General features: G+C 73.5%; 12 protein-coding genes. 3 read left to right on the forward strand and 9 right to left on the reverse strand.

The window, feature by feature from the left end:
* Positions 1 to 5 precede the first annotated feature (5 nt).
* The 3 genes from ACJ5H2_RS16470 to ACJ5H2_RS16480 are packed head-to-tail and all read left to right on the forward strand — an operon-like array spanning position 6 to position 3,111.
* Positions 6 to 1,541, forward strand: coding sequence for a VWA domain-containing protein (locus tag ACJ5H2_RS16470; RefSeq protein ID WP_408896508.1), 1,536 nt, complete (start codon positions 6 to 8; stop codon positions 1,539 to 1,541).
* Positions 1,538 to 2,512 carry a mycofactocin oligosaccharide methyltransferase MftM gene (gene mftM, locus ACJ5H2_RS16475; RefSeq protein WP_408896509.1) on the forward strand — a complete coding sequence of 325 codons (975 nt, stop codon included), beginning with the start codon at positions 1,538 to 1,540 and terminating at the stop codon, positions 2,510 to 2,512. Before ACJ5H2_RS16470 ends, mftM begins: the two co-directional genes overlap by 4 nt.
* Complete coding sequence (locus ACJ5H2_RS16480; protein WP_408896510.1) at positions 2,509 to 3,111, forward strand: acetate uptake transporter; 603 nt, start codon at positions 2,509 to 2,511, stop codon at positions 3,109 to 3,111. Before mftM ends, ACJ5H2_RS16480 begins: the two co-directional genes overlap by 4 nt.
* A 68-nt stretch (positions 3,112 to 3,179) precedes the next feature.
* On the opposite strand, the gene ACJ5H2_RS16485 is transcribed toward ACJ5H2_RS16480, so the two are convergent.
* The 9 genes from ACJ5H2_RS16485 to ACJ5H2_RS16525 all read right to left on the reverse strand — a co-directional run bounded on the left by ACJ5H2_RS16485 (position 3,180) and on the right by ACJ5H2_RS16525 (position 13,232).
* Positions 3,180 to 3,860 carry a MadR family response regulator transcription factor gene (locus tag ACJ5H2_RS16485; RefSeq protein WP_408896511.1) on the reverse strand — a complete coding sequence of 227 codons (681 nt, stop codon included), beginning with the start codon at positions 3,858 to 3,860 and terminating at the stop codon, positions 3,180 to 3,182.
* Positions 3,848 to 5,248 (reverse strand): MadS family sensor histidine kinase, encoded by a 1,401-nt coding sequence (locus tag ACJ5H2_RS16490; RefSeq protein ID WP_408896512.1) that lies wholly within the window; start codon positions 5,246 to 5,248, stop codon positions 3,848 to 3,850. Before ACJ5H2_RS16490 ends, ACJ5H2_RS16485 begins: the two co-directional genes overlap by 13 nt.
* 7 nt (positions 5,249 to 5,255) lie before the next feature.
* Positions 5,256 to 6,464 carry an iron-containing alcohol dehydrogenase gene (locus ACJ5H2_RS16495; protein ID WP_408896513.1) on the reverse strand — a complete coding sequence of 403 codons (1,209 nt, stop codon included), beginning with the start codon at positions 6,462 to 6,464 and terminating at the stop codon, positions 5,256 to 5,258.
* Between the two features lie 103 nt (positions 6,465 to 6,567).
* On the reverse strand, positions 6,568 to 7,353 hold the full coding sequence (locus ACJ5H2_RS16500; protein WP_408896514.1) for a mycofactocin-coupled SDR family oxidoreductase: 786 nt from the start codon (positions 7,351 to 7,353) through the stop codon (positions 6,568 to 6,570).
* Positions 7,350 to 8,552: a pre-mycofactocin synthase MftD gene (gene mftD, locus ACJ5H2_RS16505; protein ID WP_408896515.1), complete on the reverse strand. Its 1,203-nt coding sequence runs from the start codon at positions 8,550 to 8,552 to the stop codon at positions 7,350 to 7,352. The genes ACJ5H2_RS16500 and mftD overlap by 4 nt, the downstream gene beginning before the upstream one ends.
* Before the next feature lie 90 nt (positions 8,553 to 8,642).
* On the reverse strand, positions 8,643 to 9,395 hold the full coding sequence (locus ACJ5H2_RS16510) for an SRPBCC family protein (RefSeq protein ID WP_408896516.1): 753 nt from the start codon (positions 9,393 to 9,395) through the stop codon (positions 8,643 to 8,645).
* Between the two features lie 8 nt (positions 9,396 to 9,403).
* Positions 9,404 to 10,261, reverse strand: coding sequence for an FAD binding domain-containing protein (locus tag ACJ5H2_RS16515; protein WP_408896518.1), 858 nt, complete (start codon positions 10,259 to 10,261; stop codon positions 9,404 to 9,406).
* A complete protein-coding gene (locus ACJ5H2_RS16520; protein ID WP_408896519.1) occupies positions 10,258 to 12,750 on the reverse strand; it encodes a xanthine dehydrogenase family protein molybdopterin-binding subunit in 2,493 nt (830 codons plus the stop codon). The genes ACJ5H2_RS16515 and ACJ5H2_RS16520 overlap by 4 nt, the downstream gene beginning before the upstream one ends.
* Complete coding sequence (locus ACJ5H2_RS16525) at positions 12,747 to 13,232, reverse strand: (2Fe-2S)-binding protein (RefSeq protein ID WP_408896520.1); 486 nt, start codon at positions 13,230 to 13,232, stop codon at positions 12,747 to 12,749. Before ACJ5H2_RS16525 ends, ACJ5H2_RS16520 begins: the two co-directional genes overlap by 4 nt.
* Positions 13,233 to 13,409: the final 177 nt, after the last annotated feature.

Consider the following 13,409-nt stretch of genomic DNA (forward strand, 5'->3'; position numbering starts at 1 on the left):
AGGTCGTGGAGGGCGCCGTCCACCGCTTCGTCCGCCTGCTCCGGCTGCACGGGGTGCGGATCAGCACCGCCGAGCTGATCGACAGCCTGCACGCGGCCCGTCAGCCCGGGGTGCTCGAGGACCGGGCGCTGCTGCGGGCGGCGCTGCGGGTCAGCCTGGTCAAGGACCGACGCGACCTCGCCGCCTTCGACCGGGTCTTCGACCGCTTCTTCGGGCTGCGGCCGGTGGTGCCGCAGGACGTGGGCCACGGCCACGGACATGCGCACGACGATCTCTCCGACGAGGGTGCGCTCACCGACTTCACGCTCTCCGAGCAGCCCGGCGACGTTCCGGAGGACGGGCACTCGCACGGCAAGCCGGACGACATCCGCGAGTTCTTCAAGCCCGAGGACATGGCGCAGCAGTACAACCTCCACCAGGAGGCCAACAAGATCGACATCGCCTCCCTCACCGACGAGATCGTGCTGTCCGACGACACCGCCCTCGACCCCTCGCAGGCCGCGCGGGTCCAGCTGACGGTGAGCCGGATGCACAACCCCGGCAACCCGGCGGACCTGGTGCGTGCGACCGGCATGCAGCTCGACTCCGAGCTCTCCGTGCAGCAGGAGCTGGCGCTGCTGAGCTGGCTGGACGAGCGGCTCCCCGACGGCGCCGAGGACGACGAGGAGGGCGCGGCGTCGCTGGCCGCGCTGCGCGCCGCTCTCGCCCCGTGGCTCGACCGGCTGCCCGAGCGCATCCGCGACCACCTCGAGCAGCTGATGGCCCTGGAACGGGAGATCGAGAGCCGCGAGGTCGCGCAGGCACGCGCCGAGACCGTCGACGAGCACGAGCGGGCCGAGCTCGAGGACGCGCTGCGCCGGCTTCTGCGCTCCCTGCATGGCGCGCCCCGTCCGCGTCGACGGGCAGCGGCGCACGGGGTCGTCGACGGGCGCCGCACCATGCGCAGCAACATGAAGTACGACGGCGTGCCCTTCCGTCCCGTGACCGTCAGCAAGCTCGAGGACCGACCGCGGCTCGTCGTGCTCTGCGACGTCTCGCTGTCGGTGCGCTCCACCGCACGGTTCACCCTGCACCTCGTGCACAGCCTGCAGGCGCTGGCCTCCAGTGTGCGGTCCTTCGCCTTCGTCCGGGATCTCGTGGAGATCACCGACCTCTTCGCCGAGCACCGGATCGAGGACGCGCTCGCACTGGTGATGGCGGGGCTTCCCGCGGGCGGGGTGCTCGACGTCGACGCGGACTCCGACCACGGCGCGGCGTTCGCCGAGTTCCTGGAGCGGCACGGCTCGGCGGTGAACCGCCGTACGACGGTGGTCGTGCTCGGCGACGGTCGCAACAACGGCCGCGACCCGGGCCTGCGGGCGTTCGAGGAGATCGCCCGCCGGGCGCGGACGACGATCTGGCTCACGCCGGAGCCGCGGTACTCCTGGGGCCTGGGCAGCTGCGACCTGCCGCTGTACGCCGAGCACTGCGACCGCGTGGAGGTCGTCCGCAACCTGCGCGGCCTGGACCGGGTTGCGGCGCCCGCACAGGTCGGGCGATGACCGCCGGCCCCCAGACCGTGCCGATCCGGCCGCTCGCCTCCCCTGCGGGTGGCGTCTACCGTGACGCCCTCGTCGAGGTCCGCGCCCAGTCCGGACCGACCCCGCGCCGCGACCTGCAGACCGTCCGGACCCCGCACTTCGACCTGACCCCCGCGGGCCACCGGGTCTCGGTGGTGCACCGCGTGGACCCCGAGCGCATCGACGACGACCTCTCGGGGATCCTGGCCGACGAGCTCTTCCAGCCCGGGTGGCTGCGCGGGGGCGAGCTCTTCGAGCACCTGTTCACCGGGGTCGTGCTCAGCTCGCATCCCGACCCGCTGGTCGCCTGGGAGGGCTTCTACCGCAACACCCTCGCGCGGGTCGCCGTCTCCACGGGCGGCGCCCCGGCAGCGGCCGCCGGGCACGGGACGATCGCCGGGTACGCGCCCGTCTACGCCCACGTCGAGCGGCTCCTCCTGCCCGGATCCGTCCTGGAGCTGGGCTCCTGCTTCGGGTTCCTGTCCCTTCGCCTCGCGGAGGCGGGGCGTGACGTCACCGCCTCGGACATCTCGACGGGCACGGTCGACCTGCTCTCCGCCGTCGCTCCGCGCCTCGGCGTCGACCTCGCCACCCGCGTCGACGACGCGGCGCGGGTGCACCTGCCCGACGACAGCGTCGACAACGTCCTCGCCATCCACCTGCTCGAGCACCTCGAGCCACGCCACGGAGCCCGCGTCCTGGCCGAGGCGATCCGGCTGGCCCGGCGCCGGGTCGTCGTCGCCGTACCGCTGGAGGACGAGGCCGACGCCACGTGGGGCCACGTGCGCACGATCTCGCTCGCGGACCTCGCCGCCTGGGGGGCGGCGACCGGCCTGCCGCACCAGGTCACCGAGCACCACGGCGGGTGGCTCGTGATGGACGTGGCTCCCCAGACCCCAGGCGCCCGACGCCTGCGGAACCCCACCACCCCTGCCCACCCGGAGGAACCATGACCGACACCGCTCCCACACCAGCCCTGCCCGCCACCGCACCCGCGGCCCCCGAGTGGGGCGACCCGTTCCCGCTCGGCCTGGCCAGCTTCGGCATCTCCGCACTCGTGCTCGCCAGCGTGATGTCGGGGATGATCGACGCCGCGGCGACGCCGGCGGTGCTCTCGCTCGCCCTCGCGCTCGGCTTCCTCACCGAGCTGGTCGCGGGCGTCATCCACTTCCGCCGCGGCGAGACGTTCCCCGGCCTCGTGTTCACCGCGTACGCCGGGTTCTGGCTCAGCTACGCCCTGCTGGTGCAGTTCTACGGGCCGATGGTGACCGCCGACGGGGCCGCCATCACCGGCATGTTCCTGCTCGCCTGGGCCCTGTTCTCGACGTACCTGCTGCTCGCGGCACTGCGCACCAACACCACCACGGTGGCCATCTTCGTGCTGCTGTCCGCCGTCTTCTACCTGGCCGCCCTCGGCTCGTTCACCGAGAGCACCGGCCTCGGCGAGCTGGCGGGCTACGTCCTCGTCGTCGACGCCGTGCTCGCCCTGTACGCCTCGGCCGCGGTCATCGTGAACACCACGTGGGAGCGTCCCCTCCTGCCGCTGCCCTGAGCGGTACGGCGGGTGGACCGGTCCCGGGCGGGCCGGTCCACCTGCCGCGGGCCGCTGCGCGCGGGCGGTCAGATGAAGCCCATCTTCGACGCCTCGTACACCGCCTCCGCCCTTCGCGTCACTCCGAGCTTGCGGAGGATGTTCCCGACATGGAACTTCGCGGTGGTCTCCGAGATGTACAGGCGCCTCCCGATGTCGCGGTTGGACAGTCCGCGGGCGAGCAGGCCGAGGACCTCGCACTCACGGGGCGTCAGCTTCTTGTCATCGCCCGCCGGCGGGGCCTTGAGGCCCCGGATTATGGCCGCCGCCGAGCGCGCGTCGAAGGCGCTCTCGCCGCGGGCGACGTCCCGGATCGCCCGCACCAGGCCGGTCATGTCGACGTCCTTGACGACATAGCCCCGGGCACCCGCCTGGACCGCGCGGAGCACGAGCTGCTCGTCGAGGAACGTGGTGAGGACGAGCACCGCGAGCTGCGGATGCTGCGCGGCCAGCTCCTCGCACAGCTCGAGCCCCTCGGTGTCGGAGGAGGTGGAGAGCTTGAGGTCCAGCAGGACGACCGCCGGTCGGGCCCGGCCGATGACGGCCAGCGCCTCGGCCGCGGTCGACGCCTCTCCCACGACGCGGAGATCGCGCTCCCGCTCGAGGATCGAGCGCAGGCCCTGCCGCACGATGGCGTGGTCGTCGACGAGCATGATGTCGACGGTCGCGGTCGCCGTGCCGGGCGCGGCGAGGGGGGTCAGTGCTGCCATGACGGGCTCCGTTCCGGCCCGGCACCGACCAGGCCTGCGATGATCCCCGGACGCTGGGCGTGCAGGGGAAGGGGGATCCGCATCTCCACCCGGACGCCGCCGATGCGGGCGCGCCGGAAGGCGACCGAGCCACCGAGCTCGGCGATGCGGCACTCGATGTTGGCCAGGCCCCGGTGGCGCCCGTCCACGGCCGGTCCGCGCTCCAGGCGCAGGCGCCGGGCGAGGACCGCGGGATCGCCGGTCCCGTCGTCGGCGACGGCCACGTAGAGCTCGTCGGACCGGTAGCGCAGCCGGATGGCAGCGCGCGTCGCCTCGGCATGGGTGGCGACGTTGAAGAGCGCCTCGCCGACCGCGCGGGCGATCTCGTGGTCCGCGTCGGCGGTCAGCTCCTGGGCGTCCCCCTCGACGCGCACGGTCACCGCGAGGTGCGGCCGGTGGTGCTCGGCCACCTCCTGCAGGAGCTCCGGCAGCGAGCGCACGACGTCGCGATGGGGCTGATGGAGGGCGTAGATCGCGCGCCGCAGCTGGTCGACGGCCTGGGCGCTCAGGTCCTTGGCGGTGGTCAGCCGGTCCTCGATGTCCGCGTGTCCCCTCTCCGCGGCGAGCCCCCGCGCGAGCTCGACGGCCATGCCCGCCGAGAGCACGTACTGGGTGACGCTGTCGTGCAGCTCGCGGGCGATGCGGTGGCGCTCGTGGTCGAGCAGCTCGCGCTGGTGGGCGACGAGCAGCCGCTCCTCGGCCTGGCGCAGCTCCCGGGTGCGCTCGGCGAGGTCGCGCGCCTGGGCCGCCGTCTCGTCGTACAGGCGCTGGGCGCGGCGGTGGAGGGCCAACCCGGCCTGGTACTGCTCGGAGGTGTGAAGGGCCACGGCGGCCTCGTTGGCCAGGATCCGCAGCACGGACAGGTCGCCCGGCTCCGGCTCGTCCTCGAGGCCGTGCAGCCCGACGAGGCTCCCGATCCGGTCGCCGGCCAGTGTCATCGGCACCCGGACCCAGCGGTCGTCGCGCGGCGTGCGCGTCGCGTGCCCGGCCCGGATCGCACCCAGCTCGCGGCGTACCTCCGACGGCAGGTCGGCCTCGTCGTCGACGAGGTCGCCCCGGGCACCGTCGATGACGAGGAAGCGGGGACGCGCTCCGGGCAGCTGGCCGTCGGCGAGGCCGAGGATCAACCACGCCGCGGAAAGGTGCTCGGCACCGGCGCGCGCGACCTGCTCGAGCAGCCCGCGGGGACCCTCGATGGTCCGCACCAGCCCGCGCGAGATGGAGTCCATCGCCCGCACGGCCCGCTGCATGCGCTCGTCCGAGCGGACGTAGGCGCGGTAGTAGGAGCCCTTGCCCGACCGGACTCCCGTCAGCGCGGCCAGCGTGGCGTGGTCGAGCTGGTCGGTCACGGCCCGCTCACAGGGCCTCGAGGAAGAGCTTCTCCACGTCGCCGAGGGTGGCGGCACGCGGGTTGGTCGTCAGGCAGGCGTCGTCGAGGGTGGTGTCCGCGAGCCGCGGGATGTCCGCCTCGGTGACACCGAGGTCGCGCAGCCCGCGCGGCACGCCGACGTCGTCGGCCAGCCGGCGCACATGGTCGGCCAGCAGCTCCGCCGCCTCGACACCCGGGACGCCGACCACGTCCAGACCGGCGGCCGCGGCGAGCGCCACGAAGCGCTCCGGGGTGGCCCGGGCGTTGTAGCGGATCACGTGCGGGAGCAGCACCCCGTTGACGACGCCGTGGGGTGCGTCGAGCAGGCCGCCGACCTGATGGCTCATCGCATGGGTCGCCCCGAGGATCGCGTTGGAGAAGGCCAGACCCGCCTGCAGGCTCGCCTGGGCCATCTTGCGGCGGTGCTCGCCCTCCGTCGGGTCGAGGATCGTCGAGCGCAGGTGGCCACAGACCAGGCCGACCGCGTTGAGCGCATGGGTGTCGGCGAGCGGGTTGTGCGCCAGGGAGACGAACGCCTCGATGCCGTGGGTCAACGCGTCCAGGCCGGTGGCGGCGTTCAGCAGCTCGGGCATGGTGACGAGCAGCCGCGGATCGGTGATCGAGATGTCCGGCACGAGGGCGCGCCCCATGATGGTGACCTTCACCGAGCGCGTCGTGTCCGTCACGATGCAGAACTGGCTGACGTCCGCACCGGTGCCCGACGTGCTCGGGATGATCAGCAGCGGCGGGATCGGCTGGGTCATCCGGTCCACGCCGCGGTAGTCGAGGATGTCGCCGCCGTTGCCCGACAGGACCGCCACGCCCTTGGCTGCGTCGGCGCAGGAGCCGCCACCGATTCCGATGATGACGTCGCAGTCCCACTCCAGGTAGTGCGCGAAGGCGGCCCGGACCTCGTGGTCGCGGGGGTTCGGCGTGACCTGCGACCAGACGACCGGCCGCAGGCCGACCTCGCGCAGGTGGCCGAGCAGCTCGTCGACCCAGCCCGCCTCGATGATGCCCGGGTCGGTGACGACGAGCGGGCGGCGAGCACCGAGCCGCGCCGCCGCGAAGCCGGCCTCGCTGAGCGAGCCGATGCCGAACACCACCTCGGGAGCGTGGAACTTCACCAGCCCGGTCGGCTCCTGGTCGGAGCAGACGGGCGGCCGGGTGCGGACCGGGGCTGCCGTGAGCGTCATGGAGATCCCTTCGCCACTGTGACTGCCACCACACTGCACGTCCGACGTTGCATCGAGGTTGGCTCGGCACCTGCCCGAACGGACAGGTACGACGGGCTCGGGCTCAGCCGAAGCCGCCGTCCGCGGCGACGACCGCGCCGTTGAGCGAGCGGCCGGCGTCGGAGCAGCACAGGGCCACCACCTCCGCGAGCTCGGCGGGGTCGAGCAGGTCCCGCAGGAGCTGGTTGCCCGCGAGATCCGCGGGTGCGACGCCGTACAGCTCGGCGGTCGCGTCGAGCATCGCCGTCCGGGTGCCGCCCGGGGCCACGGCGCAGGCGGTGACTCCGGTGCCGACGAGATCGGCCGCCAGGCCCCGCACCAGCCCGACGACGGCGTGCTTCGCCGAACAGTAGGCGGTGAGGTGGAACAGGCCGCGCTGCCCGGCGGCCGACGCGATGGCGACGAAGCGGCACCGCGCGGGATCGGGTCCCGCCAGCATGGCCGGGACCGTGACCGCGGCGGTGTTCCAGACGCCCACCACGTCGACGTCGAGGAGGTCGCCGAGGCTGTCGTCCTCCCACAGCGGGCGACCGCCGGCCACGATGGCCGCCGCCGCGACCGCCACGTCCAGGCGCCCCCAGTCGGCGTGCGCCCGCGCGACGGCCGCCGCGAGCGCCCCGCGGTCGCGGACGTCGGCCGCGACCGTGACACCGCGGTCTCCGAGACGCTCGCCGATCTCCGCGAGCTGGGCCGGCCCGGCCAGCGGGTAGCCCGCCCCGGTGTCGGGCGCGACCCCCGCGCAGGAGTCGACGGCGACCACGCGGAGCCCGTCGGCGGCCAGACGCAGCGCGACGGCCGCGCCGATGCCACGCGCCGCGCCGGTGACCAGCGCGACCCGCTCCTCGCTCATCGCCGGCGCGACGCCCCCGCGGCGGCGTCCGCGCCGAGCGTCCGCAGGAAGCCGTCCGGCACCAGAACGTCGTCGCGGCCCAGCTCGTGGATCGAGCTCTTCCCCATGCCGAGCAGGGCGGAGTCGATGCCGCCGCGGATCACGTCCAGCACGTTCTCCACTCCGGCCTGGCCGTTCGCGCCCAGACCCCAGAGGTACGCGCGCCCGATCATCACGGCGCGCGCACCGAGGGCGACCGCCTTCACCACATCGCTGCCACGGCGGATACCACCATCCATGACCACCTCCACGTCGTCGCCGACCGCGTCCACGATGGAGGGGAGCACCCGGATCGGGGCGGGCGTCCCGTCGAGGTTGTTGCCGCCGTGGTTGGACACCGAGATCGCCGTCACCCCTGCGTCGCGTGCGGCCTTGGCATCGTCGACCCGGCAGACGCCCTTGAGCATGAAGGGGCCTCCCCACTCCTCGACCATCCAGGCGATGTCCGACCACGACGGCGGCGCCGTCCGGGCCCACTCCCCGTAGGCGCCGAAGAAGGTCGGCGCGTCGGCCTCCTGACCCGGGTCGACCAGGTTGGGGGTGGTGAGGTCGGGGAGCCTGCCGGACCGCGCGAAGTCGTAGAGCCAGCGGGGCCGACGCAGCACCTCGGGAGCGAAGCGCGCCATCGCCCTGAGGTCCAGCCGCTCCGGGATCGCCGGGCTGCCCCAGTCGCGGCCGTAGGAGAAGGACCAGTCGAGCGTGGCGATCATGCCGGTGCACCCGGCCGCCCGCGCCCGGTCGAAGCGTCGGGCGATCGCCGCGCGGTCTCCGAGCCAGTAGGACTGGAAGAACACCTGCGAACAGGCCTGGGTGACCTCCTCCACCGGCTTGCTCGCGAACGAGCTGAGCCCCATGGCGATCCCCCGGGCCGCCGCCGCGCGGGCGACGGCCACCTCGCCGTCGGGGTGCACCGCCTGGACGCCGGTCGGCGAGATCAGCACCGGCATCGAGACCTGCTGGCCCATCACCGTCGTGGCCAGGTCGCGCTGGGGCGCGTGCCCGGCGACCCGCGGTGCCAGCCCCAGCTCGGCGAAGGCCCGGGTGTTGTCGTCGTACGACGAGCCGCGCTCCGAACCGGCGAGCAGGGCGCTGTACACCGACGGAGGCAGCCGCCTCCGGGCCCGTCGCTGCGCCTCGGCCACCGTCTCCATCCACACCATCTCGGGTCCTCCTCGCATCGTCGATCCGGTGTCGACGACGCTAGGTCCCGTCCGGGACGGGCGACACTGCCCGATCGGAGGGGCGGCCTCCTACCGACGCAGGGCCCGGACCACGACCAGCAGGCCGAGCAGGGCCAGCAGCCCCAGCGCGGCCTGCTTGCCGTAGCTCTTGAGCAGCACCGGCAGCACGGCCGAGCCCAGGTCGAGCGCGTCGTCCTCGGCGACCCGCAACCCGGCGGGACGCGGGACCGGCTCCGGGGCGGGCGGTGCCGACGCCGGGCCGGCGTCCGGGTCGCCGGGCGGCCCGGCCACCGCGGCGGCCCCGGTCGGCTGGGAGGCGGGACCGGCGTCGGGATCGCCGCCCTCCGCCGCTGCCTGCCCGTCCCCGGCGAGCCGCTGCTCCAGGCACGAGACGAACTGCCCGAGCAGCTTGTCGGAGACGTCCTGCATGACGCCGCGCCCGAACTGCGCCGGCTTGCCGGTGATGGCCAGGTCGGTCACCACGTCCACCCGGGTGGCGCCGGGGCCGTCCGGCGCCATCGTCACGGTCACCGTCGCCCCGGCCGTGCCGTTGCCGCGCTTGTCGCGGCCCTTGGCGTCCACGACGAAGCGGTGCCCGGCCTCGTCGCGCTCGACGAAGCGGCCGGACCCGGCGTACACGAGCGCGATGGGGCCGAGCTTGACCTTGCAGGTCCCCTCGAAGGTCGGCGCACCGTCGTCGTCCTCGCCCACGGAGGTGACCTGGGCGCCCGGGAAGCACTCGGCGAGGGCGCCGATGTCCTGGAAGTGCGCCCAGGTCGCCTCGAGCGAGGTGGGGACGGTGAAGGAGTGGGAGAGATCCATCCCGCGCCTCAGCCCCGCCCCGCCGCCGCGAGGACCGCTCGCCGGGTGAGCACCCGCGCCAGGTGCCGCCGGTAGTCCGCGTCGCCGTTGAGGTCGCTCGGCGGGTGGGTCCCCTCCGCGGCCAGTGCCGCCGCGGCCGCGACACCCTCCTCCGTCGCGGGCTGGCCGGCCAGCATCTGCTCGACCGCGTGCGCCCGGACGGGCGTCGAGCCCATGTTGGTGAGCCCGACCCGGGCCTCGGCGATGGTGTCTCCCTCCAGGCGCACGGTCGCCGCGACCGCGACGATCGGCCACTGGTGGGCGATCCGGACGAACTTCTCGTACGCCGCCCCCCAGCCGGCGCGCTTCGGGATGCGGACCTCGACCAGCAGCTCGTCCTCGGCGACCGCGGTCTCGAAGAGGTCGACGAAGAAGTCCGCCGCCGGGATCTCCCGGGTGCCCCCCGGCCCCTGGACCACGAAGGTGGCGTCCAGCGCGAGCACCGGCGCCCCGAGGTCGCCCGCCGGGTCGGCATGGGCGAGCGCGCCGCCGAAGGTGCCCCGGTGGCGCACCTGGGCGTCGGCGAGGTGGGTGATCGCCTTGCTGACCAGGAGGGCGTGCTCGTGCACGAGCGGGTCGTCGCCGACGTCGTGGTGCGTGGTCATGGCGCCGATCACGAGGTGGTCGCCGCCGTCGCGCACGCCGCGCAGGCTCTCGATCCGGCCGAGGTCGATCACCCACTCCGGCGCGTTGAGCCGCATCCGGAGCACCGGGAGCAGGCTCTGCCCCCCGGCGATGACCTTGGCGTCGTCGCCGTGCTCGGCGAGAGCGGCCAGCGCCTCCTCGACCGAGGTCGGCGCGACGTACTCGAAGGCTGCGGGGATCACTGGACATCTCCTTCCGCGCGGTCGACGGTGCCGGACATGCCCGTCGAGGGATCGAAGTGCGGCGCGGCGGCGCCGGTGGTCTCGCCCCCGGAGCCCCCGCTGTTGATCGCGCGCCAGACCCGTTCGGGCGTGCAGGGCATCGCGACGTCGTGGACGCCGAAGGGCCGCAGCGCGTCGACGACGGCGTTGACGACCGCCGGGGTCGAGGCGATCGTCCCGGCCTCCCCCACGCCCTTGGTGCCCAGCGAGTTCGTGGTCGCGGGCGAGGTGGTGTGGTCGAGCTCGAAGCTGATCGTGTCGGCGGCCGTGGGCAGCAGGTAGTCGACGAACGAGCCGGTCACCAGGGTGCCGTTCTCGTCGTACACCGCCTCCTCCCACAGCGCCTGCGCGATGCCCTGGACCAGTCCGCCGTGCACCTGGCCGGACACGATGAGGGGGTTGATCACGTTGCCGATGTCGTCGCAGCAGGCGTACTTGCGCATCCGCACCTGCCCGGTCTCGGTGTCGACCTCGACCGCGCACAGATGCGTCCCGTGCGGGTAGTTGAAGTTCACCGGGTCGAAGGTCGCCTCGGAGTCGAGCGAGGGCTCCACCCCGTCGGGCAGGTTGTGCGCGGCGAAGACGGCGGTCGCGATCTCGGTGATCGCCATGCCGCTGTCGGTCCCCTTGACGGTGAACCGGCCGCCGCTGAACTCGAGGTCGTCGACGGAGGCCTCGAGCAGGTGCGCCGCGATCGGCCTGGCCTTCTCGATGACCTTGTCCGCGGCCCGCACCAGGGCCTCGCCGCCGACCACCAGGCTGCGGGAGCCATAGGTGTCCAGCCCCTTGTGGGAGATCTGGGTGTCGCCGTGCAGGACCTCGACGTCCTCGAACGGTACGCCGAGGCGGTCGGCGACGATCTGGCTGAACGCGGTCTCGTGCCCCTGGCCGTGGGCCGAGGCGCCGGTCACGACCTCCACCTTGCCGGTCGCCAGCATCCGCACCTCGGCGTGCTCCCACCCGCCGGCGCCGTAGTTCAGCGACCCGAGGACCCGGGAGGGGGCGAGCCCGCACATCTCCGTGAAGGTCGAGACGCCGATCCCGAGCTGGACCCGGTCCTTGCGGGCGCGGCGCTCGGCCTGCTCGGCGCGCAGGGCGTCGTACCCGAACATCTCCTTGGCCCGTGCCGTGGCGGCCTCGTAGTTGCCGGAGTCGTACTCGAGGCCGGCGACCGTGGTGAACGGGAACTCCTCGTGCTTGATCCAGTTCATCTCGCGGACCTCGAGCGGGTCCTTGCCGAGCTCGGCGGCGAGCTCGTCCATCAGCCGCTCGATGGCGAAGGTCGCCTCGGGCCGCCCCGCACCGCGGTAGGCGTCGGTCCAGGTCTTGTTCGTCAGGACGTTCGTGGTCTGGAACTGGTAGGCGGGGAACTTGTAGATCGCGTTGAACATGAACGCTCCGAGCACCGGCACCCCGCCGCCCACGATCGCCACATAGGCACCGAGATCGGCGAGCAGGTCGACCTTGAGGCCGGTGACGTGGCCGTCCTTGGTGGCCGCGAGGGTGAGCCGCTGCCACTGGTCGCGGCCGTGGTGGGCGGTGAGGAGCGACTCGCTGCGGGTCTCGGTGAACTTCACCGGCTTGCCCAGCCGGCGGGCCACCGCGAACGCGATCATCTCCTCCGGCGTCTGCTGCAGCTTGCCACCGAAGCCGCCCCCGACGTCGGGGGCGATCACCCGGATCTTGGACTCGGGTACGCCGGTCGTGGCCGCGATCGCGAAGCGCAGGATGTGTGGCACCTGCGTCGCCGACCACATCGTGATCTGCTCCCCGGTCGGGTCCACCACGACGCTGCGCGGCTCCATGAACGCGGGGATCAGCCGCTGCTGGCGGTACTCCCGCTCGATCACGATCCCGTTCGCGCGGGCTTCCGCGATGGCGGCCTCGACGTCCCCGCCGGTGCCGGCCTCCGCGGAGTCGAAGCGCCACACCGCGCTCACGTTCGTCCCGAGGTCCGGGTGCGCGAGCGCCCCGCCGGTCTCGTGGGCCGCCGCGGCCTCCTTGAGGTCCAGCGCCGCGGGCAGCTCGTCGTACTCGACCTCCACCAGCTCGGCCGCGTCGCGCGCCTCGGCGGCGCTGCGGGCGACGACGACCGCCACGGTCTCGCCGGCGAACGCGACCCGGTCGGTGGGCATCGGCAGGTGGGCGGGCGTGACCTGGTCGGTGACGACGGGCCAGGCGTTGATGCACGCCCCCTGGCTCTCGGCGAGGTCCGCCCCGGTGAGGACGGCGACCACGTTCGTGCTGGCCCTGGCGGCGCTGGTGTCGATGCTCGTGATCCGCGCGTGCGGGAAGGGGCTGCGCACCATCGCCAGGTGCAGCATGCCGGGCAGCGTGATGTTGTCGGTCCAGCGGGTGCGGCCGGTGATCAACCGCTGGTCCTCCTTGCGGCGCCGGTCGCGCCCGATCTCGCCGGCTGCGCCCTGGGTGGGCTCCTGGGTGGCGGTCATGCCGAAACCTCCTCGCCCGACGCGGTGCCCGCGGCGTGCTGCACGGCGCGGACGATGTTGTGGTAGCCGGTGCAGCGGCACAGGTTGCCCTCGAGGCCGAGGCGGATCGCCTCCTCCGACGGGCTCGGGTTCTCCGCCAGCAGGTCGACCGCCTGCATGATCATCCCCGGCGTACAGAAGCCGCACTGCAGCCCGTGACACTCGCGGAAGGCCTCCTGGACGGGATGCAGCCGGCCGTCCTCGCCGGCGAGGCCCTCGATGGTCGTCACCTCGGCGCCGTCGGCCTGCACGGCCAGCACATTGCAGGACTTCACGCTCCTGCCGTCGAGATGGACCGTGCACGCGCCGCAGTTGCTGGTGTCGCAGCCGACGACGGTGCCGGTCTTGCCGAGCCGCTCGCGCAGGTACTGCACGAGGAGCATCCGGGGTTCGACGTCGTCGGCCACCGCCTGGCCGTCGACGGTGAGGCTGATCCGGGTCATGACTCTCCCTTGAGCGTGGGGACCTGTGACCTGGCTCACGCTAGGCAGCGCGGGTTGGCCCGGGGTTGGCGAGGTGTGAGGTGTGGGGGCGCGAGGTGTGAGGAGTGGGGGCGCGAGGTGTGAGTTCGGGGCCGGCGGCGGGCGGTCGGCACGCGCGAGCGATGTCCCCGCCGACGC

Origin of the sequence: Nocardioides pymetrozini (assembly GCF_046058985.1) — a bacterium.
Taxonomy (GTDB): Bacteria; Actinomycetota; Actinomycetes; order Propionibacteriales; family Nocardioidaceae; genus Nocardioides.

Bases quoted from the DNA above. Each gene is read 5' to 3' on its own strand.
- ACJ5H2_RS16480 (WP_408896510.1), top strand. From the start codon at position 2,509: ATGACCGACACCGCTCCCACACCAGCCCTGCCCGCCACCGCACCCGCG.
- ACJ5H2_RS16495 (WP_408896513.1), bottom strand. From the start codon at position 6,464: ATGACGCTCACGGCAGCCCCGGTCCGCACCCGGCCGCCCGTCTGCTCC.
- ACJ5H2_RS16525 (WP_408896520.1), bottom strand. From the start codon at position 13,232: ATGACCCGGATCAGCCTCACCGTCGACGGCCAGGCGGTGGCCGACGAC.
- ACJ5H2_RS16510 (WP_408896516.1), bottom strand. From the start codon at position 9,395: ATGGATCTCTCCCACTCCTTCACCGTCCCCACCTCGCTCGAGGCGACC.
- ACJ5H2_RS16485 (WP_408896511.1), bottom strand. From the start codon at position 3,860: ATGGCAGCACTGACCCCCCTCGCCGCGCCCGGCACGGCGACCGCGACC.
- ACJ5H2_RS16500 (WP_408896514.1), bottom strand. From the start codon at position 7,353: ATGAGCGAGGAGCGGGTCGCGCTGGTCACCGGCGCGGCGCGTGGCATC.
- ACJ5H2_RS16520 (WP_408896519.1), bottom strand. From the start codon at position 12,750: ATGACCGCCACCCAGGAGCCCACCCAGGGCGCAGCCGGCGAGATCGGG.
- mftD (WP_408896515.1), bottom strand. From the start codon at position 8,552: ATGGTGTGGATGGAGACGGTGGCCGAGGCGCAGCGACGGGCCCGGAGG.
- mftM (WP_408896509.1), top strand. From the start codon at position 1,538: ATGACCGCCGGCCCCCAGACCGTGCCGATCCGGCCGCTCGCCTCCCCT.